This is a genomic window from Staphylococcus nepalensis (assembly GCF_002442935.1).
Lineage (GTDB): Bacteria > Bacillota > Bacilli > Staphylococcales > Staphylococcaceae > Staphylococcus > Staphylococcus nepalensis.
Map to the genome: position 1 here is coordinate 431,953 of NZ_CP017466.1, position 23,771 is coordinate 455,723.

At 32.2% G+C, this 23,771-nt stretch carries 18 protein-coding genes and 1 pseudogene; 16 read left to right on the forward strand and 3 right to left on the reverse strand.

Annotated elements, in window-relative coordinates; all coding sequences use genetic code 11:
* Positions 1 to 33: 33 nt before the first annotated feature.
* Positions 34 to 2,190, reverse strand: coding sequence for a bifunctional glycosyltransferase/CDP-glycerol:glycerophosphate glycerophosphotransferase (locus BJG89_RS01830; protein WP_096808266.1), 2,157 nt, complete (start codon positions 2,188 to 2,190; stop codon positions 34 to 36).
* A gap of 393 nt (positions 2,191 to 2,583) precedes the next feature.
* Here BJG89_RS01830 and BJG89_RS01835 point away from each other — a divergent pair, with 393 nt between their 5' ends.
* A complete protein-coding gene (locus tag BJG89_RS01835) occupies positions 2,584 to 3,210 on the forward strand; it encodes a nitroreductase family protein (protein ID WP_096808267.1) in 627 nt (208 codons plus the stop codon).
* A gap of 316 nt (positions 3,211 to 3,526) precedes the next feature.
* A complete protein-coding gene (locus BJG89_RS01840) occupies positions 3,527 to 4,669 on the forward strand; it encodes a CapA family protein (protein WP_198401691.1) in 1,143 nt (380 codons plus the stop codon).
* Positions 4,670 to 4,789: 120 nt separating this feature from the next.
* On the opposite strand, the gene BJG89_RS01845 is transcribed toward BJG89_RS01840, so the two are convergent.
* Positions 4,790 to 5,728, reverse strand: coding sequence for a nucleoside hydrolase (locus BJG89_RS01845; protein WP_096808268.1), 939 nt, complete (start codon positions 5,726 to 5,728; stop codon positions 4,790 to 4,792).
* A 201-nt stretch (positions 5,729 to 5,929) separates the two neighbouring features.
* Here BJG89_RS01845 and BJG89_RS01850 point away from each other — a divergent pair, with 201 nt between their 5' ends.
* From BJG89_RS01850 to BJG89_RS14905, 6 genes and pseudogenes are all read left to right on the forward strand, one after another.
* Positions 5,930 to 7,351, forward strand: coding sequence for an MFS transporter (locus BJG89_RS01850; protein ID WP_096808269.1), 1,422 nt, complete (start codon positions 5,930 to 5,932; stop codon positions 7,349 to 7,351).
* 231 nt (positions 7,352 to 7,582) lie between these two features.
* Complete coding sequence (locus BJG89_RS01855) at positions 7,583 to 9,079, forward strand: DUF6583 family protein (protein ID WP_096808270.1); 1,497 nt, start codon at positions 7,583 to 7,585, stop codon at positions 9,077 to 9,079.
* Between the two features lie 19 nt (positions 9,080 to 9,098).
* Positions 9,099 to 10,265, forward strand: coding sequence for an ABC transporter permease (locus BJG89_RS01860; protein ID WP_096808271.1), 1,167 nt, complete (start codon positions 9,099 to 9,101; stop codon positions 10,263 to 10,265).
* Positions 10,262 to 11,185 carry an ABC transporter permease gene (locus tag BJG89_RS01865; protein ID WP_096808272.1) on the forward strand — a complete coding sequence of 308 codons (924 nt, stop codon included), beginning with the start codon at positions 10,262 to 10,264 and terminating at the stop codon, positions 11,183 to 11,185. Before BJG89_RS01860 ends, BJG89_RS01865 begins: the two co-directional genes overlap by 4 nt.
* Positions 11,186 to 11,195: 10 nt before the next feature.
* Entirely contained in the window at positions 11,196 to 11,861 is a 666-nt protein-coding gene (locus BJG89_RS01870; RefSeq protein ID WP_096808273.1) for an ABC transporter ATP-binding protein, read from the forward strand.
* A 214-nt stretch (positions 11,862 to 12,075) separates the two neighbouring features.
* Positions 12,076 to 13,414 (forward strand): annotated as a pseudogene (locus BJG89_RS14905) (gluconate:H+ symporter).
* 415 nt (positions 13,415 to 13,829) lie between these two features.
* Here the strand turns inward: BJG89_RS14905 and BJG89_RS01880 are convergent.
* Positions 13,830 to 14,579, reverse strand: coding sequence for a DeoR/GlpR family DNA-binding transcription regulator (locus BJG89_RS01880; protein WP_096808274.1), 750 nt, complete (start codon positions 14,577 to 14,579; stop codon positions 13,830 to 13,832).
* Positions 14,580 to 14,723: 144 nt separating this feature from the next.
* Here BJG89_RS01880 and BJG89_RS01885 point away from each other — a divergent pair, with 144 nt between their 5' ends.
* From BJG89_RS01885 to argJ, 8 genes are all read left to right on the forward strand, one after another.
* Entirely contained in the window at positions 14,724 to 15,479 is a 756-nt protein-coding gene (locus BJG89_RS01885) for an ABC transporter ATP-binding protein (protein WP_096808275.1), read from the forward strand.
* The gene (locus BJG89_RS01890; protein ID WP_096808276.1) at positions 15,469 to 17,088 is read left to right on the forward strand and encodes an ABC transporter permease subunit; all 1,620 of its coding nucleotides are present in this window, start codon (positions 15,469 to 15,471) and stop codon (positions 17,086 to 17,088) included. Before BJG89_RS01885 ends, BJG89_RS01890 begins: the two co-directional genes overlap by 11 nt.
* A 5-nt stretch (positions 17,089 to 17,093) precedes the next feature.
* On the forward strand, positions 17,094 to 18,095 hold the full coding sequence (locus tag BJG89_RS01895; RefSeq protein WP_096808277.1) for an extracellular solute-binding protein: 1,002 nt from the start codon (positions 17,094 to 17,096) through the stop codon (positions 18,093 to 18,095).
* Between the two features lie 20 nt (positions 18,096 to 18,115).
* Entirely contained in the window at positions 18,116 to 19,204 is a 1,089-nt protein-coding gene (phnW, locus tag BJG89_RS01900; protein ID WP_096808278.1) for a 2-aminoethylphosphonate--pyruvate transaminase, read from the forward strand.
* Between the two features lie 6 nt (positions 19,205 to 19,210).
* The gene (phnX, locus tag BJG89_RS01905; RefSeq protein ID WP_096808279.1) at positions 19,211 to 19,993 is read left to right on the forward strand and encodes a phosphonoacetaldehyde hydrolase; all 783 of its coding nucleotides are present in this window, start codon (positions 19,211 to 19,213) and stop codon (positions 19,991 to 19,993) included.
* A gap of 247 nt (positions 19,994 to 20,240) precedes the next feature.
* Positions 20,241 to 21,440: an ornithine--oxo-acid transaminase gene (gene rocD, locus BJG89_RS01910; protein WP_096811189.1), complete on the forward strand. Its 1,200-nt coding sequence runs from the start codon at positions 20,241 to 20,243 to the stop codon at positions 21,438 to 21,440.
* Positions 21,441 to 21,471: 31 nt separating this feature from the next.
* Positions 21,472 to 22,503: an N-acetyl-gamma-glutamyl-phosphate reductase gene (argC, locus tag BJG89_RS01915; RefSeq protein ID WP_096808280.1), complete on the forward strand. Its 1,032-nt coding sequence runs from the start codon at positions 21,472 to 21,474 to the stop codon at positions 22,501 to 22,503.
* A 21-nt stretch (positions 22,504 to 22,524) separates the two neighbouring features.
* Positions 22,525 to 23,763, forward strand: a complete 1,239-nt coding sequence (gene argJ, locus BJG89_RS01920; protein WP_096808281.1) for a bifunctional glutamate N-acetyltransferase/amino-acid acetyltransferase ArgJ — start codon at positions 22,525 to 22,527, stop codon at positions 23,761 to 23,763.
* The last annotated feature ends 8 nt before the right edge of the window (positions 23,764 to 23,771 follow it).

A 23,771-nucleotide genomic window follows, 5' to 3' on the forward strand; every position in this document is an offset into this window, starting at 1 on the left:
TAATGCGACCGGCGTTATTATATGTTTTGTGATTTACTTGTCATGTGTTATTAAATCAGCTATGGCTTTCGATGCTTTACCGTTTTCAATTGAACAGAAATTATCATGGAATTGATTTATTTTTGCTTTATAATCTGTTTCAATTTGATCTAAGCGTTGTAAATCTTCTGCTAATTGATAGGCGTCTTGGTAAATAGGGCCAGGTAAATCTTTATGATAGTCTAGGTAGAATCCTCTTAAATCTTTAGCATATTTATCTAAGTCATAAGCAAAGAAAATTTGAGGTCTTTTGAGAACGCCATAATCAAACATAACAGAAGAATAATCTGTTATTAGACAATCAGAGATTAAATATAATTCTGAGATATCGCTATAATATGATACATCAATTGCAAAATCTTCAAATCCTCTTAAGTCTAAAGCATTAGCAATTAAATAGTGCATTCTTAATAAAATGACATAGTCATCACCAATTTTTTGTTGCAAATTACTTAAATCAATTTTTAAATCAAATAGATATTTACCTTTTTTAACAAATTCATCATCACGCCAGGTAGGTGCATACATAATGACTTTTTTATCTTTAGGTAGATTTAAATTTTCTTTGATTTCTTGAATATAATCTTGATCATTAGCGCGATTGACTAATACATCATTTCTAGGGTATCCAATTTCAAGTATTTTTTCTGGAGGCATCCAGAAAGCTGTTTCAAATATTTTAGATGAGTACGCGTTTGGCGAAATAAGGTAATCCCAGCGACTTGTTTCTTCTTTGAAGTTTCGTTTGTAATTCTCTGTAGTGGTTCCAGGCATACGGATAACTTTCATATCGTTAGCTAAACGTTTTAGCGGTGTTCCGTGCCAAGTTTGGATGTAAACTTGATTAGCTTTTTTATTTAAGTATAATGGTAATCTTGCGTTCGTAACCCAGTATTTAGCGTTAGCATAAGCTTCGTAATATGCTTTGGAGCCTTTTTTGACTTTTGTAGCAGGACCAGGTAAATAAACTTGGTTAGGTTTGCTAAACACCCAAATAAATTCATAGTTTGGGTGGTATTTCATCATATATTCATAGATATATTTTGGACTATCACTATAGTTCTTACCACCGAAAGCTTCGAACACGATTGTATTGGGTTTGACTTTATTTTCATTGTCAGTAAGTAGATACAATGAACGATTTTTATTTTTACGACGTAAAATAACATTTTTAGCTAAGCGTGCATTCTTTCTTAACTTATTAATTTTAAATGCTGGTTTTTTCTTGTTAAACATCAACATTAAGGATTCTAAAATAAATAATGGTTTTTCACTTTTGAAAATAGTAGTCATTAATTGTTTAGTTACTTTTGGTAATAACTCACTATTAGCTTCATATCTTTCTGGTGTTTTCTTTAGTGAAGGTTCAAATGAATCCTTATATAAATTTTTCATTTTATTTTTGATGAATTTTTTATTTTCTTTTAATGGTGCACGTTTCACCGAATCAGAAAAACTATATACATAGTCGTTGAAAATAATGTTAAAGCTTTGTGTAGATAACGTTGGTTTTTCAAATGGGTCGTAAATTTCGCCTTTGATATAGAAAGGAAACCTACTGACTCTTACAAATCCATTAGCATATTTAATAAATTCTAAGATGAATGACCAGTCAATAAATATATTTAAATCTTCGTTGAATTTAATGTCGTGGCCGCGCATGATTGCTGTCTTGAAAACAATATTACATGCTGAATGCTTACGTAAAAATTGATTTGATTTTGATTTTGTATTTAAATATTCTACTTTCACTAAGTTTTGATCTACGTATTGTGGAACATCTAAAGTGAAAGAATGGATAGGCGCGATTAAAGCATCATATTGGTTTAATTTTTTCATATAAAATGCAAGCGCATAAGACGCAAGATAATCATCCGAATCTACAAATATAAAATACGGTGACGTTACTTCTTGTAGCGCAATATTTCTCGCATGTGCGTGACCATAGTTTTGTTTTAAATCAATTACTTTAATGGGAAGATCCCAATTTTTAATAGTATCGTTTGCAATTTTTTTTGAATTATCAGTTGAGCCATCATTAACTAATATTAATTCAAAATCTTGGAATCTTTGATTTTTTAGACTATTCAAGCAATTTTCAATATAATCTTCTGAGTTATAATAAGTTACAATGACCGATATAGATTTCATTACTTTACCTCTTTTTCAATTATCTCTATTTATTATTTAAAGTAAAATATAATGTTCATATTCTTAAATAATAGGATATTTTATAATTTAATTATTATTCTATTTGAGAATCAAAGCGGATTTACCTATTTTACTACAATATAAAGATATATTCAAAATATCAACCATTGATTTTTTATGATCGTATTTTGTGATGTATATATTATATATAGATAATTAGTTTTTATAACAAATTCAATTATAACATTTATGTAAAATGATGACTTTATAGAGTTCGTTAATCGGAAAAATTTTTGAGTAAATAAAAAATAAAACCTTAAACAAATGATTTGTATATTTAATTAAATTGAGTATAATTTGATTTTGTGAAAAAAGTTAAGGAGAGATATAAAAATGAAAAGTAATGATTTTGAAGATATTGTATTAAATAGAAAGTCAGTAAAAGTATTTGACGAAAATGTAAAAATTCCTCAAACAGAAATGGAAGAGATGATACAAAAGGCAACCAAAGCCCCTTCATCTGTAAATATGCAACCTTGGAGATTTTTAGTTGTCGAAAGTGAAGAAGGCAAAGATAAATTAAGACCACTTGTTCGATTTAACACACGTCAAAATGACACATCATCTGCTATGGTTATTATATTAGGAGATATGAAAAACTATGAGTATGGTGAAGAAATATACAGTAATGCAGTTTTAAATGGCTATATGCCAGAAAATGTAAAAATTGAAATGCTAGGGAAAATATTACCGTTATATCAAAGTTTAAACCGTACAGAAATGAACGATATTATTAAAATAGATAGTAGTTTGGCAGCTATGCAATTGATGCTTGTTGCAAGATCACATGGTTATGATACGAATCCAATAGGCGGATTTGAAAAAGATCAAATTGCTGAGACTTTTGGTTTAGACGCTACGCGTTTTGAACCAGTAATGATTGTTGCGATTGGGAAAGCAAAAAATCCTGGGCATGATTCTTATAGATTATCGGCAGATACGGTTACAAAATACGTTTAAAATGGATGTATTTAAATTGATAAATATGAATGTAAATTAAGATAAATAGTGGTCATTGTTTGTTAATGGTAGTTAGATTTCATGCGATATATAAACATTTATGAGTAAAATAAAAAATCTCCTATTTTTGAAATTGGGCTCCCTTTTGGCTAAAAATACAAAAACACCTTCGTGTATTCATATTAAAATGAGTTTATACGGAGGTGTTTTTATAGTTGATTAAGTTATAAAAAGTTTATATATGTATTTATAGGTTAAATTGATAGTGAAAAATATAAAATTAAGATTATGTTAAATAGAAAGGATTGTTTTATAAGTGCTGAAATACAAGTTTTTACTTACTTTATTATTTTTACTTTTTATAGTTGGTAGTATATTTTGTGTGCTTAATATAAAGCATTTAAATCACAATATTTCTTTTTATGCAGTAGGGGATAATTTAATTCATCCAGAAGTTTACAATGATGCATTAAAAGCTGATGGAAGCTTTGATTTTAAACCGATGTACTGCCCCATTAAAAGCGATGTTGAATCTGCGGATATTGCTTTTATTAATCAAGAATCTCCGATTGGCGGAGACAGTAAAGGATTATCTGGTTTTAAGCGTTTCAATACACCGGAGGCGATAGCAAGAGATATATCAAACACTGGTTTTGATTTAGTAAATGGGTCTAATAACCATACATTAGACCAAGGTTCAAGTGGTCTTATAAATGAGATTAACCTTTGGGAAAAATTTGAGGACATAGCGTATTTTGGTACGTATGATTCACAAAATAATCGTAATACAATTCAAACGATACATAAAAATAATGTAGATGTTGCTTTATTAAGTTATACATATGGCACGAATGATATCCAACCTAAACAACCGTATTATATTAATTATTTTGATGAAAAACAAATTAAGCAAGATGTGGCTAAAGCTAAAAAACAAAGTGATGTAGTGATTGTTTCGGCACATTGGGGTAACGAAGGTAAACACCAACCTAACCAAATGCAACAAAAATATGCCAAAATATTTGCTGATGCTGGTGTGGATGTAGTGATTGGAACACATCCGCATGTAATTCAACCTGTAAAATGGATAAAGGGTAAAAATAATCATAAAACCTTAGTTGCTTATTCTCTGGGAAATTTTTTGAATGGACAATCAACAGGTGATGAAAATAATATACTCGGTGGTAATATAGCGTTTAATATTAAAAAAACACCTAAAGGCATAGAAATCAATAATGTAAAATGGAAGTCGCTTGTGACTCATTATGAAATGCAGCAGTCATTCTATAAAGATGACAGGCATAATTTTAAAATGTACTCATTAAATCAATATAATGATGCATTAGCACGCAAACACGGTTTAAATCAAAATGATAAGGGAGAGGTAACAACAAAGCGTTTAAAAACAATTACACAAGACAACATTAACGATGCATTTCTAACTGAGCAGAGCTACTAAACAATTACTAAAGTAAGTCATGTTAAAGCCAAATGTATAAATGGTTACATTAGAAATAATTTTAAAATAAACAAGAAGAAACACAGTCAGTTTACAATCTTTGACTGTGTTTCTTCTTGTTTATTTTACTTTTTTAGCTAACTTTGTGATGTAATTAAAGAAATCGTTATGTTCAACATGGTTCACGACAGAAAGTAACCGCCCGTTTTGTTCATCGATATAAGTACGACCTTGACTAGGACCTTCCGTATAAACAGAGGCTTTAACATCATATTGCTTTACAAGGTTTGGTTTACCTACATAAGCGGTAGTCAAAACATCCCATAAAAAATAAGTAGAATTTGTTTGGAAATGTGTGAGAGGTGGAACAGCTGCATAACTTACACCTAAAAAATCTACGCCTGTATAATGACGTTCATTTGCCCACATTTGTCTGATATCCCACGTCATTGGGACCTGATTCGTGCTTTCTAAAGCGACCATATCAATTTTCATTTCTGTATCAAAAACAGTTTTAACTGCTTCAGGATCCCAGAACGCGTTCCATTCAGCTGTACCATCATGTTCTGGTTCTTCAACATTTCCTTTTTCTAAGAATGTGCCACCCATCCAAACAAGACGTTCAATGTTATGGACAATTTTTGGATCCACAGTAATGGCTTTAGCTAAATCAGTAAGTGGGCCAGTAAATAATAATGTTACTTTTTCTTTGCTCATGTTCACTTTTTCTATAATATCTTCGTAAGCTGAATCCGCTAATAGTTGAGATTGTTGAGGTACTTGTTCATTTAAAATAGGTAGGGCATCCATAAAAAAGGCATGCATACGCCAGTCTTTAGGGAATGGGTTCTTACCACGTTCTTTCGAAGCTGCTATGTGAATAGGCGTTTTTGAAAAACGATTCACTATTTTTTGAGAAGCGCTTGTAGCTGGTTCGATATAACTATCGGCACCAATTGCGCTGACACCAATTAAATCGATATCCTCCATATGTATTAATAAGAAAAGCGAAATTAAATCATCTACGCCACCATCATGATTGAAATAAACCTTCTTCATAATATTTAGTCCTCCAATTTTGATTATTTAAAATGATTATACCAAATAAGTATCAAATACATATCTTTGTTTATCAACGCATAGATTATTAAATTGATTAAATATATAAAATGAAATTTTAAATATACATCATTCAAGTGTTTATAAATTAATGTATAGGTTATTTTATATTTATGAAAGTAAATAAGGGGTGTTATTTTTGTGAAGTTTAAAAAAGAAAAAGTGAATCATATAGATTCAGGTCAAGCTAAAAAAGGGGTTGTAGCTACGGGTATTGGTAATGCAATCGAATGGTTTGATTTTGGTCTATACGCGCAATTAGCAGTGATTATAAGTGCAAATTTCTTTGGTAATCTACCACAAGAAATGCAGATTGTTTCAACATTTGCTGTATTTGCGTTTGCATTTATTGTAAGACCTATCGGTGGCATATTTTTTAGTCACTTAGGAGATAAATATGGTCGGAAAATTGTTTTATCGACAACTATTTTATTAATGGCAGCTTCAACATTGATGCTTGGTTTATTACCGACCCAAGAACAAATTGGTATTTGGGCGCCTATATTATTGTTAGTTGTACGAATGATTCAATCATTTTCAACAGGTGGGGAATACGCAGGCGCAATGACGTATATTGCTGAGACTTCGCCAGATAAAACACGTGGCAAATTAGGCAGTGGACTTGAGGTAGGTACACTTGCTGGAAATATTTTAGCCGCCATATTAGCAGGTACGATGTATAGCTTGTTGAACGATCAACAAATGGCTGAATGGGGTTGGAGAATTCCATTTATCATTGCAGCGCCATTAGGTATTGTGGGTATTATCCTTCGTTCATCACTTGATGAAAGTCCTGCATATGAGTCTACGTTAGAAGAACAAGAAGAATTAGAATATTCATATTTAGATATATTTAAATATTATTGGAAAGATGTAGTGGTTTGCTTTACAGGTGTGGCTTTCTTAAATGTAGCTAATTATATGGTGTTATCTTATATGCCATCTTTCTTAAATGCAACGATTAATTTAGGTGGAACGATGGGCTCTATACTCAGTACGATTACGATGTTACTTATGATACCAGCTGTTTTTTTCTTCGGTTGGTACAGTGATAAAATTGGTAATAAGCGTACCATTATATTTGGTTTAGTTGGATTTAGTTTATTCTCCGTACTCGCGTTTTGGTTAATGAGTATACCGATGTTGCCGTTCGTGGTGATTGGGTTATTTATCATTGCACTATTTATGTCAACATTTGAAGGCGTTATGCCTTCAGTATTACCGAGTATGTTCCATACTAAAGTGAGATTACGTACGTTGTCTCTTGTTTATAATATCGGCGCTGCTATTTTTGGCGGTTTAACGCCATTTATACTTTCTACATTGGTAGAAACGACCGGACAACAAATTGCACCATCGTATTATTTAATGTTCATTAATGTAGTTGGACTTATTATTTTCTTAACTATGTTTAAATCCACATCAAATAAATCTCTAAGAGGATCATATCCAAACGTTGAAACACAAGAAGATTTTGAAGACGTCATTCAAAATCCAAAGGACGCATTATGGTGGGAGCAAGAAGTTAAGCATGAATATCAAGGACCAACATACAACGATTAGAAAATATATCATATAAATGAATGAGGCTGAGACATTGTTATGTCCAGCCTCATATTTTTATGTAAGGCGCACAATTTATTTAATGTAATAGTATATTGAAGTAAGTGAATATGACTATAAATTAAAATTTAAGTTAGTTTAAAAAATAAAAGAAAAATCAAATAAATAATTTATTATTAAGTCATTTGTGGTATTATAAAAACAATAAAACTTAAGGGGAGGCTGAAGGGTATGTCTAAGTCAGTAAAGATAATTATTGTAGTCGTTATTGGGGTATTATTAATTGCAGGTATAGGGGGCGCTGCTTTTTACTATTTTGCCAAAAACACACCTAAGAACACATATTTATTAAGTGAAAAAGAAACAGCGAATCAATTTCAAACATACGCAAAGGATCGTTTTGAAAATGAGTTCGAATTTCAAGATAAAATGAAAGATGAGTCATATTTAATTGATTTAAAAGCAAATGCAGATGTGCCAAAACGTTTATTGGAGTCATCAGGTATTCCTCGATCCGTTGCAGATGCTTCTGAATTAGGATTAACAGTGGGACATGATCCTAAAAAAGAAAAATCAGTTTTAGCGTTAAATCCAACGATTGCAGACAATGAAATTGGGAAGTTTCAATGGGCTGCAGATAAAGATAACCAATATTATGCATCGCCGTTATTTGATAATGTGTATAAAGCAAAAAATGATGAGCTCATTGATGTTTATGAAAAAATAACAGGTGATACATCAAGTGCTACCAATCGTGATAGCGTCATCACAAATGATACATTAAATTTGAATTCATTATTATCAGGCACACAAATTTCGCAAGAAGATATTGATGAACTGAGTAGTAAATATACAGATATTATTATAGATAAATTAGATGATGATCATTTTGAAAAAGAAAAAAAGACAATTGATGTAAATGGTGACGATACAGATGTTAATAAAGTGACATTAAACATCAATCGTAGTGAGACAAAATCCATTCTGAAATCAGTTTTAGAAAAAGCTAAGAAAGATAAAGACATTAAAAAAATTGCAGAAGATCAATTCAAAGTTGAAGATTATGAAGATAGTGTGGATGATGCGTTACAAGAAGTAAAAGATACGGATAAAGATGATTTCCCGAGTATTAAATCAGTAATTTGGGAAGAAGACAATCAAATTCTTAAACGTGAACTCACAGCTAAAGATAATAATAACCAAGAAGTGAAATTAGAAGGTGAGAGTCAAATTGATGATGATAAGTTAGTTGTAGATTATAAGGTTATTGCAGATGATACTGAATTGTCATTAAAAGGTAAATCTACAAAAGACGAGGATAAATATAAAGATAGTTATACTGTGGGCACTGACGAAAGTTATAAGAAATCAGAAATTAAATTAACAAATAACGAAACTCAAGATGGAGATAAACGCACAGATAAAGGCAAGGTTGTTGTTGATGCGAATTACCAAACGACTGAATTTGAATATAACAATCAGTTAGAAACTGATGTGAAGAATAATACACAAAAACAAGATTTTAAACTTACTACAGATATCGAATATGAACCAGTAACATTTAATATTAAAGGTGAAACAAAGCTTAAAGATGATATTAAATTTGACCAATCAGATGCTGAAGATTTAAATAGTATGTCTGATAATGATTTTGAAAAGTTACAGAAAGAAATTTCGAAAAACGCAGAGGATATCGTTAAAGATTTAGCTAAAGACTTTGAAAAATAATTGAGAAGGGAGTGGTTAAATGAAAACATTACAATTGTTTCGCATTTACCACTCTTTTTTATTGAAAAAATGGCATTTACTACTATATATATTGCTTATTCTTATAGGGTTGCTTGCCACTTTGTTAGTGGTTCAGCAATTTAATCAAGGTGACGAAAAATTTAGAATTGGCGTTGTCGATAGAGATCAATCTCCTGAAACACAACTTATCCTTCAGTCACTGGGTGATGGCGCTAACTTTGGAAAAGATATTAGTATTAAAAAATATAATAAAAAGGAAGCCCAAAACAAATTAGAAGCTAAAAATTTAGAAGGTTATTATATTTTTGAAAAGGGCATGACGCATGCTTTTTATAAAAATGGAAGTTTACCTATTTCAGTATATACATATGATAAACAGTCAACCCAAAGCCTGGTTATCAATCAGTTAACGGACTCAGTATATCACAGGTTAATGTTATCGATGGGCGGAGGGTTAACATATACAACATTGGCAACACATAAAGATAAAGAAGCTACATTAATGATGTTGACAGACTTGTTATTTACAGGATTAAATCGTACTGGTGCCTTTGATTATGAGCCAATCCATGTATATGATAGTGCAAGTTATTACGTAGTAACTACTTACTTAGCTTCCATTTATATTTTAGCTTTGTCGCTGTTCACAATTTTAAAAATGAATCAAACGACTGCATTGAGATCAAGATTGTGCATGTATCATTTTTCTTTTGAAAAATTAACGTTAATACGAAGCTTATTTACGCTATTTTATACAAGCTTATGGGCAGTTGTCGGCGTTTTATGGGTGCTTAAAGTATTACCTAATCAATTTGAGAGTTATAATTGGTTAACCATTATAATTCAGCTGATCTATTATGTATTAATGATTATCATTTGGTTAACTATTATTGATTTGATTGCTTTTAAATGGATGAACTATGTATTAAAAAGTATATTGAGCATATTAATCCTTGTACTATCTGGTCTTACGATACCAACGATTTATTTTAAACATTCAATATTGGGAATATTTGATTCCTCGCCATTGAGTTTTGTGACGAACCAAATGCTAGAAATTGTGTTGAATAATTATATTTTGGATATGTCAATCACCTTTTATGGCAGTATACTTTTATCTATCCTCATCTTAATATGGATAGTTGTTGGGAGGTATCGTTTATGATTCAACCCTATTTTTTCATAGTTGTAAAAAAACAATGGAAACAGCATTTAATGTTTTTATGCGTCTTATTGTTCACTTTATTATCGATTTGGAGTGTATACAAAGTATTGAATAAATCGCTTCAAATTCCAGTGGCAATACAAGATATGGATCAATCATCGGTTTCTAAAGCATTAGTCCAAAATATTACACGCAATGAATTTATTACAACAATTAAAGTGCCAACTGATGAAACATACTTAGATGAATATATAGATAGAAAAGAAGCAACCGTCAGTTTGAAAATTCCTGAAAATTTTAGCCAGCGGCTACAAGAAAATAATCTAAAAGAAACTATTGTATTATATGGAAGAGATGATTTTATTGGTAACATTACATTAGAAATCATAAGTAGGTCACTATACGAACAACAAATTCCGAATATCATCAAAAGTCATCTAGAGTATAAAGGTGATGACGTTACTTTAAATAAAGTAAATAATACATTGAATAAAAAGACACCTCAATCTCAAATCGCACATTATTTTGTAAAAGACCATTCAGAAACTTCTATTTCATTAAGTATTATTTTTGCGATCGTGTTGTGTGTTAGTAGTATACAAATTGTGTTACATCAGAGGTTAAAACAAAATGGTCCGCTCATCCGATTGTTTATATACCAATACAGTCAATTGAAATTGTATGCTACATATATTATTACACATACAGTTTTATTATTAGCGGTACTAGTCATAAGCGCTATATTGTTTAACCAATCGTTATCATGGGGATTTTATTCGAAATCATTTTTAATTATTTTGCTATTTGAAGCGGGGGTTACTTACTTATTATTCAAAGTAAACACATTGAGTCATAGATTATTTTTGACGTTGATATATGGACTTGTCATAAGTTTCATTTATATCGTCATACAGATTTAGGAGGGATGGGATGATAACATTAAAAGGTGTGCAGAAGAAATATCGGAATAAAACCATTTTCCAGTCTCTTAATATGACATTTGAAGATAAACAGTTAACTGTCTTATTAGGTGAAAATGGCGCTGGTAAATCAACGCTATTGAACATTATTTCAGGGCTAGAACAATCCGACCAAGGTGAAATTACCTACTTTGGTCAAAAGTTATCTAAAAAACAATTGCAAGAGAATATAGGATATGTACCTCAAGCTATTGCATTATTTGAACATATGACAGTCAATGAAAATATTAACTGTTTCAAAGCATTATGTAAACGATCGATATCTGACGATTTAATTATGAAATATATAAAACAATTAAATTTAAAAGATTTACATGTTACAGTTTCAAATTTATCTGGGGGCACTCAACGTAAAGTAAATGTACTGATTGGTTTGTTAAGCCAACCTCAAATACTCATCTTAGATGAACCTACTGTAGGTATAGATTTAAAATCTAGGTATGATATTCATCGCTTGTTAAACCAAATGAAGCATGAATGCTTGATTATATTGACCACGCATCATTTAGACGAGGTAGAAGCATTGGCAGATTGTATTAAAGTTATAGGTTCTGATCCTTTCTACAAAGACGTATTACAAGATAAACAATGGCGATATGAAAGCTATGAACAATAAATATCCATATTTAAGTGAAAAGTATATTGGTTATCGCAGATGGATATCCTTTCTAAAAGTGAGATTTTAACTTTGAAAGAGGTCAATACGTCAATAACGATATCCTTTTTACTTACCATAAAATAACAACGTTGTTATTTTGAAGAAAAAAAGATATAATATACACCTATGAATTCGTTTTCATTTTTGAAAAAGTATGTTTGGAGGATTTAAGTTGTCATTTTTGAGTGAAAATTTACCGTTAATATCGCTTGTGTTAGGTGTAGCTTTATTATTATTTTTAAATATAAAATTAAAAATCAATAGTATTTTCTCTTTGATTTTTGCAGCAATTGCTGTGGGTTTAATCAATGGTATGAAACCCATGGCTATATTAGACACAATAAAAGAAGGGCTAGGGTCAACACTCGGCAGCCTTGCGCTTATTATTGGTTTTGGCGCGATTTTAGGAAAACTAATGGTCGATTCAGGCGCGGCCCAACGCATAGCTTCTACATTGATAGATAAATTTGGTTCTAAGCATGTACATTGGGCACTTATTATTATAGGTGCTGTTTTTGGTATTTCTGTGTTTTATGAAGTAGCATTTATGATTTTGGCACCTTTAGTTATAAGTATTGCCGTAGAAGCTAAAATGCCATTTATGAAATTAGCGATTACTATGGTAGCCGCTACTACTTTATCTCATAGCCTGTTTCCACCACAAGCAGGGCCGACTGCACTTGTAGATGCGTACCAAGCTGATATGGGTATGGTCTATATTTTAGGGATGATTGTTTTTATACCAGGTGTAATGATTGCAGGTATACTCTTACCAAAAATCATGAAAAAATTGGACTATCCTGTACCGCCTTTGTTGAAAAAAAGTAAGGAATTTAGTGAAGAAGAAATGCCTAACTTCGGTTTGAGTTTGTTAATACCATTAATTCCTGCTATTTTAATTTCAATTTCAACAATATTGAACATGTTTGTAACTGAAGATACTTTGTTACACGAAATTGTATCATTTATTGGGAGCGCAGAAATTAGCCTTATTATAGCCATTATTGCATCTGTCATTGTCTTTGGGTTTAAGAAAAGGCAAAAAGATGGATGAAATGATGAAGTCATTTGAAAATGGATTAAAAGGTGTAGCAACAATCATATTTATTGTAGGTGCGGGTGGTGCTTTCAAAGAAATCATTTTAAAAGCAAATGTCGGTGACTATATTGCAGGTATTATGCAAAATACGGCTATATCACCACTTATTATGGCTTGGTTAATTACAGCGTTAATACGTATTGCGACAGGGCAAGGTGTTGTTTCAGCAATAACTGCAGCAGGCATTGTTGGCCCTCTGATTCCTACCTTTAATGTAAACCCAGTACTAATGGTTTTAGCAACTGCTGCCGGTAGTAATACTATCACGCATGTAAATGATGCTTCATTCTGGTTGTTTAAAGAATACTTTAATATATCGATCAAAGATACCTTTAAAACATGGGGGCTTTTATTGTTAACAACCTCTGTTGTAGGTTTGATCGTTGTATTGATTCTGGATTTATTTATATAAAAATGATGTTGAAAAATAGAGGGACAATGTACTAGATCCTCCTATGATAACGGCGATAAACGATGCTAACGCAAATAGGTTTGCATGCTTTTCGTAGGCATACATGTGTAAGAGGATGAGACATAGATAATGTTTCATCCTTAAATATTGGCAGTAGATGACTGAAATGATAATACGCTTATATCAAGCTTTTAAAGTGGTATTTTTTAATTGATTAAGTTGATGGCGCTCACGCAAACGTTTTATCTTTTCCATGCTTTTTTCTAGCCATCATTGCCGGGGCGGGCAGAAATCATTTTATAAAAATATGATTTTTGTCCCGCTCCTTTCTTTTATTTTATAAAGATAGGCCATACTGTGTCTTATGAAGATAGAATTAACTATTTGGAACTAAGTGCACCACATTGGAGTAAGTTTAAAGTACCGTAACTTTATCTTTAAAATGATTTAATTTAGCTGTTTCAATATGATCATCGCTAATAAAATAATCTAAAGTAGCTATGTCACAAATTTTTACTGTAACGATTTTATCTATTTTTGAACTATCTGCAGTTAAATAAGTATGTTTGGAAATATCTAAAATTTTTCTACGCGTTTCAACTTCTTCTAAATTATAATCGGTAACCCCTTTGTGTAGGGATACCCCGCTGCAACAAATGAACGATTTATCGATATTTAATTGGTCAAAATTAAATAAAAAATCAAAACTGGTGATAGAATGTTCAGACTGTCGCACTTTCCCTCCGATACTTATAATTGTATGACCTTGATTTAATGCTTGTAACATAACAGGTATTGAGTTTGTAATAATTGTTAAGTTTTTCAGTTTATAAAGGTGTTTAGCGATTTGTAAAGTGGTAGACCCGCTATCTAAGAATATACAATCTCCCTCCGATATTTCTGCAATTGCTTTTAAAGCAATTGTATTTTTTTTATTTATATTTAAGTCTAAACGTTGTTCAATAATAGATTCACCATTGGACGACTGTTTAAGACGAATGCCGCCATACTCTTTCGTGATTAAGTCATCTTTGACTAATTGTTGAATATCTCTTCTTAATGTTTCCATAGAAATTTGTAATGCATCTTTAAGTGATTTTAATTTTAAAAATTCATCTTTTTCAAGCTTTTCAAGGATTTTTTTTCTTCTTTCTGTAGGTAACAACAAGATTCCCCTCCTTATATAATTGAAAATTAGTAAATAGTTTGTAATAATATGGTCAAAAGTTAATCATTTTTTACAATTAATTAATACTGAATCAATAAACATATTCTATACTTTTAGTATAACAAATAGGAGGTGTTAGCTGTGCTGCAATTGCGAAATATTAGCAAAAGCTATAACGATAATAACGTACTTAAAGATATTAACCTATCTATTGAAAAAGGAGAAATAGTTAGTTTATTGGGACCCAGTGGGTGTGGAAAGACGACGTTGTTAAATATGATTCTAGGGTTAACAGAGGTGACACAAGGCCAAATTCTATACAATAATAGAGAGATACAATGTAAACCAATGCAAAAACGAAACTTCAATATTGTCTTTCAAGATTTTTGTTTATTTCCTCATTTGAGTGCCTATGAAAATATAGTCTATGGTTTAAAAAATATAAAAAAGCGTATTCATGATAAAAGGGTAACCGATTTAATTGAACTATTAGCGCTAAGGCCTCATTTAAATAAGAAAGTTCATGAATTGTCTGGTGGTCAAAAGCAACGTGTATCCATTGCACGTACGATTGTAATGGAGCCTAAAATCTTATTGATGGATGAGCCTTTAAGTGCACTAGATAGCGTGATAAAAGAATCCATTAAAGATATGATCCAAAGGATTTCTAAGACACTCTCTCTTACTACTATTATTGTTACACATGACCCAGAAGAGGCATTAACAATGGCAGATAAAGTAGTCGTGATTGAGAACGGGGAAGTTGCGCAATTTGGTACACCAAATGATATTCTTAATCATCCTAAGAGCGAATTTGTTGAAAGATTTATATTAAAACAATTGAAAATTAAAAGAGATCATATATATCGTTTATTTGGTGATCGCCATGGCGCATAAGTTATGGTCACAACGCATTACCTTTAGTTTAATTTTACTTTTTTTCATTGTATTTTTATTTTTACCCATCATTTATTTATTAGGACGTTCATTTTATTTAGAAGGCCAATTGACACTGTATCATTACAAAAACATTTTCACTAATCTCGAAATAGTCGATGCACTTTTTAATAGTCTGAAGATATCTTCAAGTGCAGCTATCGTTACTACGATGATTGCATTCTTTATGTCTTACGCCATCCATATGACACATTCACCAAAATGGATACAGTCATATATTAAGCGTATGACGTTAATGCCAATGCTTGTCCCTACAATTACATATGGTTTTATTTTAATGTATTTATTTGGAGATGAAGGCATTTTAGCCAATATATTGGGTGAACTTCCGTTTACAATTTATGGCAAAAATGGTTTGTTCATTGGCTATATCATTTATACGTTGCCTGCTGCCTATCTTATCATTTCTAATGCTTTTAATTATGTTGATCATCGCTTTTATTACATTTCATCACTGATGAAAGATGGCAAGGTAAGAAGGTTTTACCATACGCTATTAAGACCATTACTAGTACCAATTGGTAATGCTTTTGTTTTATCATTTATTTTAAGTTTCACTGATTTTGGCATACCCGCTTCAATTGGAGCAAATTATAGTGTGATATCAACGACACTTTATCAAATGATATTAGGATCTATTCCCAAATTTGCTGAAGGTGCTGTGATTGCAATGCTTATGCTTATACCTGCAATGCTAGGATTTATATTTCTAACAGCAATTGAAAGATGGAATGTCCAACAACAAGCTATAAATCATACCAGTTTACCTCAAAGAAAATGGCATGATAGGGGGATTAATTTATTTGCCGTTTTAATTGCAACCATTATTTTATTGATTTTCTTAGTTATGTTTGTCGTTCCTTTTACTGAAGACTATCCATATCAATTAGCGTTTACGTTGAAACATATTATAAATGTGATCAAGGATGAAATTTTATTAGATGTTTATATACAATCTCTATTTGTAGCGGTAGCAACTGCATTTTTGGGCAGCATCATTAGTTTCACGGGTGCATTAATCACTGTGAGAACAAAAGTAAAAGGTAGGCAGATGTTAAATATGATTTCTCTAATCACTAACACTGTGCCAGGTATGATATTAGGACTTTCTTATTTATTGTTTTTTCAAAATAGCTCAATTAAAGGCACGTTATTGATTGTAGTTTTTAGTATTATTGTTCATTACTATACAACCCCCTATGTGATGGCGAAAAGTGCGTTAGAAAAGTTAAATCATTCGTGGGACATAACGAGTACACTTTTACAAGATCAATGGCATGAGACGATATTTAAAATCATTTTACCGAATATGAAAATAACAATCGTTGAAATAATGAATTATTACTTTATCAATGCAATGGTTACGATTAGTGGTGTTATATTTTTAGTTTCCACTTCAACCCAACTCGTATCGACTGAAATAAATCAGTTACAACATTTTAATCGCTTTACGGATATATTTATTTTGTCGATTTTAATTTTCCTTACCAATGTATGTATACGAAGTATAAGTAGCGGTTGGCTACATTATCTAGAAAAGAAAGGATGAGCCTAATGAAAAGTAAGTGGAAAATCATTGTGCTTGGTCTAATCACTGTCATTATCCTATATTTTTCCTTTTTTGGACTTGGTTCATCTACAGATAAAGTAGTCATTTCAACGAATGCAGACGAAGAGGCTATTACTGTCATGGAAAAAGCTTTAGACCGTAATGGTTTTAAAGGAGAATATATCGTCCAACCGCAATCGACTGCTGAATTAGGTGGGAAAATGATGGCGGAAGGAAAAAATATAGAAGCAGATATTATTACGCAAGCAACCTATTATTTGGAAAGTGCACAGAGAGAAAATAACATGTTTACTGATGTTGAAGGTACAAATAAAAAGACAACAGATACTTACCCAGATTATATTACACCACTGTTAGGTAATATGGGTTCTTTATTTGTTAATACAGAGGTTATCAAGGAAAAAGGATTAGAAACACCGGAATCTATCCATTCATTAACAAATACGCAATATAAAAATCAAGTAGCAATGCCGAACGTCATTGACTCTTCCACAGGATGGTTGGTGATACAAAGTATCTTAAATGAATATGGCAATAAAGAGGGGCAGAAGATACTAACACAACTCTTGAACAATGTCGGTCCTCATTTAGAAAGTTCAGGGTCTGGGCCGCTTAAAAAAGTTGAATCTGGAGAGGCAGCTATCGGTGTAGGGTTACGTTCACAAGCTATTGATGCCGAGAAAAAAGGCAAACCCATTCGTTATATTGATCCGACAGAAGGTAACTTTTCGTTAGTAGAAGGTGCAGCAGTTGTTAATAAAGGAGGTGAAAAGCAACAGAAAGCTGAGAAAATGATTCGTATTATACAAAAATACGGGCGTAAAGATTTATTAGAACAATACCCAGTGCCTCTTTATAAAGGGGAGAAAGTCGAAAAACAGCAACAACCTACTTACCCCAAAAAGTGGAATGGTAGATTAACGATAGATTTATTAGGGGAACATCAAGAAATATTCCAAGAAGCTAAAAAGGAAGCGCAAAACTAACAATGTATAGGAGTGATTAAATGGAACAATTAAAATTATTAACGCCAGGACCTTTGACAACGAGTGATACAGTGAAACGTGAAATGCTAATAGACCGTTGCACATGGGATGATGACTATAAAAATTTAACACAAAGTATTCAACAACGCTTATTAGATATTGCAAAAGTAGACGCTCAAAATTATACATCTATTTTACAACAAGGGAGTGGAAGTTTTGTCGTAGAAAGTATTATTCAAACGGCGTTGTCCCCAACAGATCATATACTGATTATAAGTAATGGTGCGTATGGGAAGAGAATGATAGAAATGGCATATGCTACAGGAAAGAACGTAACTGAGTTAAACTTACCATACAATGAGGCGCCTTTCGTTGGAAAAGTCAAACAGCTTTTAGAAAAAGATGCAACACTAACGCATATTGCTGTGGTGCATTGCGAAACTACGACAGGTATTTTGAATCCTATAGAAGCAATTTGTGAGCTGGCACGAAAGTTTGATAAGAAAATAATTATAGATGCTATGAGTAGTTTTGGCGGTATCCCAATTGAGGTTGAGGAGTTAGACATAGATTTTTTAGTTAGTAGTGCAAATAAATGCATACAAGGTGTGCCTGGCTTTGGATTTGTTATTGCTAAAAGACAAAGTTTAGAACAAACGAAAGGAAATGCAAGAAGTGTATCTCTTGATTTATATGAACAGTGGTCTGTAATGAAAGACAGTGGTAAATGGCGTTATACATCTCCAACACATGTAGTGGCAGCATTTTATCAAGCAATTATAGAATTAGAAAATGAAGGCGGCGTTCATGTTCGTAATGAAAGATATGCTTCTAATAATCAATTCGTTATTCAATCTATGAAACGTTTGGGGTTTGAACCGTATATAGACAATCAATATCAATCACCAATCATTACTACTTTTTTATACCCAAATCAAAATTTTGATTTTGATTGCTTTTATGAATATATGAAAAAACATCATTTTGTATTATATCCTGGGAAATTAATGGAAACGCCTTCCTTTAGGATTGGAAACATTGGAGATTTACATCGTCAAGATTTTGAAAATATGATTCAGCATATAGAAAATTATAAATTAAAGGAGTAAATATTTATGACTAAAATAAAAGGTATTATTATGGATTGGGCGGGGACGACGATAGATTTTGGGTGTTTTGCGCCAGTAAATGTATTTGTTGATATTTTTAAAAAAGCGGGAATTGAGGTTACGATTGAAGAAGCTAGAGAGCCCATGGGAATGTTAAAGCGTGACCATATCAAAGCGATGACTGAAATGCCACGTATTCATCAAGCTTGGAGAGATGAATTTGATAATGTGCCGACAGAAAAAGATATCGACCAATTATATGCTCATTTTGAAAATGCGTTGATGAAGCAACTTAAATCATTTACGCATCTTATACCAGACGTGAATGATACTATAAGTGCACTGCAAGCAGAAGGTTACCTTATTGGTTCTACTACAGGGTATACTAAAGAAATGATGGAAGTCGTTGCTCCTGAAGCTAAACGTAAAGGATATGCACCTCATAATATAGTTACAGCAGAACAAGTAGATGGTTATGGTAGACCATATCCATACATGATTTTCAAAAATATTCAACAACTTAAATTATCCTCTGTTAAAGAAGTGATTAAATTAGGTGATACGGCTTCTGATATTAAAGAAGCTATCAACGCAGGGGTGACAGCTGTAGGTGTTATTAAAGGGAGTTCCGTTGTTGGATTGAATGAACAACAATGGAATGATTTAACAGAACATGAACGAAACACCTATATTGAAGAAGCAACGCATATATTTAAGCAAAATAATGCAGACTATATAATAAAAGATATCACACAATTACCACAATTATTAAAACAACTTAATGCTTGATCATGTTAATTAAAATAAAAACACAATTTCATACCTTCTATATATGCAAATTGTATACAATTAGTTACTTGTATCTATTGAAAAATCAGAAAATTTCAATAGATACATTTTTATTGTATTAACAGTTTTTAAAGCATATTACATAAGATTTTTTTGAAATAAACCTTTGACTTATTACATATAAAAGTGTATTATTTATGAATATTAATTCAAAAATAAGAATAATAATAAGAGGTTGGTGGATTTAGTGAATAATCTATTTGATTTAACAGACCATTACAGTTCGAATAACTATAGCCCTTTGAAATTAGCATTAGCTAAAGGTAAAGGCGCTCAAGTTTGGGATGTGGAAGGCAAGCGTTATATTGATTGCATAGCTGGATTTTCAGTGGTTAATCAAGGACATTGTCATCCTAAAATTATTGAAGCTTTCCAAGCGCAAAGTGAACAGATTACAATGGTGTCTCGTGCATTATATAGTGACAACTTAGGTCAATGGGAAGAAAAAATTTGTAAGTTAGCTAATAAAGACAAAGTGTTACCTATGAACACTGGTACTGAAGCAGTTGAAACAGCAATTAAGATCGCGCGTAAATGGGGTTCGGATGTTAAAGGTATTAAAGAAAATGAAAGTGAAATCATTGCTATGAATGGTAACTTTCATGGTCGTACATTAGGTGCTTTATCTCTGTCTGCACAAGATAGTTATAAAGATGGATTTGGCCCATTATTAGGTAATGTGAATTATATAGATTTTGGAGATATTGAATATTTAAAAACATTGATTAATGATCATACCTCCGCTATTATTTTAGAACCCATACAAGGTGAGGGTGGCGTCAATATACCACCAGACTATTTTATACAGGAAGTCCGTAATTTATGTGATCAACATAATATTTTATTAGTTGCAGATGAAATTCAGGTTGGCCTGGGCAGAACTGGCAAAATGTTTGCTATGGAATGGGAAGGCGTAGAACCAGATATTTATTTATTAGGTAAATCATTGGGTGGCGGACTTTATCCTATTTCAGCAATACTAGCAAATGAAGCTGTTATGAACGTATTAACGCCAGGCACACACGGTTCTACATTTGGGGGAAACCCACTTGCATGCGCTGTTTCGATGGCTGCATTAGATGTGTTGATTGATGAAAATTTAATTGAACGTTCAGCTAAATTAGGGCAATTATTGCTTAATCAATTACAGCTTATCGATAGCCCAATTATTTATGATGTCAGGGGGAGAGGATTGTTTATTGGTATTGAATTGACAGAACAAGCACAACCCTATTGTTTAGAAATGATTGAAAAAGGTGTGCTATGCAAAGAAACACAAGGCAATATTATTAGAATTGCACCGCCTTTAGTAATTAATGAAGCGGAAATCAATAAAATGATTGAAGTAATTAGTGAAGTACTTGAAAAGAATAAAATAACATCTTAAAAATTCCGAATTTTCAGAAAGGAAGAGTGAAATGATAGAAATTGGGATAGTTGGAGGAAGCGGTTATGGTGCGGTTGAACTGATTCGATTATTACAGCATCATCCAAATGTAACGATTAAATATGTATTTTCACATTCTAAAAACGATGAACCGATAAGTGAGACGTTCCCTCATTTAAGTCATTTAATATTAAATTATACTGCATTAGATGAAAAGGGTGTGTCTTGTGATGTTGTGTTTTTTGCTACACCATCCAATGTAAGTAAACATTTAGCACCAGATTTAGTGGATAAAGGTGTTAAAGTGATTGATTTATCGGGAGATTTTAGGCTATCAAATCGACATATGTATAAAACATTTTACGGAGAGGAAGCCGCTCCGCAACAGCAACTAGATGCAGCCAGTTATAGTATTGCAGAATGGAGCGAAGTGGATTGGCAACATACAAAGCTAATAGCTAATCCGGGTTGTTTCCCTACTTCAATTTTATTAGCTTTGCATCCGCTCGTTGTTCAAGAAGTTATTGATACTGAGTCGATTATTATTGATTCGAAAACAGGCGTTTCAGGTGCAGGGCGTTCATTAGCACAACATGTACATTATGCTGAGATGAATGAAAATTTCAGCGCATATGCTATAGGAAAACATAAACATAAACCTGAAATTGAACAATATATCTCAACGTTATCAGGGAAAGATATCAATGTTACATTCACACCACATCTTGTGCCGATGACGCGTGGTATTCTCTCAACGATTTATGTAAAGTTAAATGAGTACACAACGACAGAGGAACTACAAGCTATTTATAAACAATATTATGATGACAAACCATTTGTGAGGGTTAGGGATATAGGCATATATCCTAAGACAAAAGAAGTTTATGGTAGTAATTTCTGCGATATTGGCATATACGTAGATGAAATAAATCAAATGGCTATTATTGTTTCCGTTATTGATAATTTAGTTAAAGGCGCAAGCGGTCAAGCAATTCAGAATTTAAATCTACTTTATGGATTGGATGAAACAACTGGTTTGAACCAACTCCCAGTTTATCCTTAATAAAATGAAAGGAGAGATGAGATGAAAGAGATTGAAACGATAGATATGCTTAATCAACTTAATATAGATTTACAAGGGGATGTAGGCTCGCCATTAGGATTTATTGCTGGTGGGCTTCACGTAGGGTTAAGAAGAAAGAAAAGAGATTTTGGATGGATTTATTCTACGACAGAAGCTTCGGCTGCAGGTGTTTATACACTTAACCGTTTTAAAGCGGCACCACTTATAGTGACTGAAGAAACCATATATATGAATCAATCATTACAAGCGATTGTGGTTAACTCAGCTAATGCAAATTCATGTACTGGAGCAAGAGGTTTGCAAGATGCGAAAGATACTCAAGCATGGGCAGCTGAACAATTAAATATAGAACCATATAAAATTGGTGTTGCCTCTACAGGCGTTATTGGCTCGTTTTTACCTATGGAAAAAATTCAATACGGAACTCAGCATATTTTAAACGAAAAATATAATCAGAGCCAATTTTTCAACCAATCTATTTTAACGACTGATACAACAACCAAACACTTATCAGTACAAGTTGAAATTGATGGTAAGACGGTCACGATAGGCGGAACTGCAAAAGGTTCAGGTATGGTGCATCCTAATATGGCAACAATGCTTGGTTTTATCACCACAGATGCGAACGTCGACGCACGTACTTTAGATAACTGTTTAAAACAAGCAACAGATCAATCGTTTAATATGATTACAGTTGATGGAGATACAAGCACTAATGATATGGTACTTTGCATGGCGAACGGCCAAGTTGATCATCAGTCATTAGATGAAAATCATCCTGAATGGCATAAATTTATATATGCCTTCAATTTTGTAAGTCAATATCTTGCCAAATCGATTGCCAAAGACGGCGAAGGGGCTACGAAATTGGTAACAGCTAAAGTCATAGGCGCATATCATGATAAAGAGGCGAAAAAGATTGCTAAAAGTATTGTATCTTCTAATTTAGTGAAAACAGCAATTCATGGAGAAGATGCAAACTTTGGTAGAATTGTCACGGCTATAGGATATGCTTCCAAACATGTAGAACCAAGCGAGACAAATGTTTCTTTATGTCAATTACCAGTGTTAGAGCATGGTATGCATTTACCATTCGATGAGCAGTTGTTAAAAGCGCGTTTAACAGAAGATAATATTGTCATAGAAGTTTCTGTTGGAGATGGCGATGGTGAAGCAGCAGCTTATGGTTGCGATTTATCATATGAATATGTACGTATCAATGCATCGTACAGAACGTAAGGGGTGTA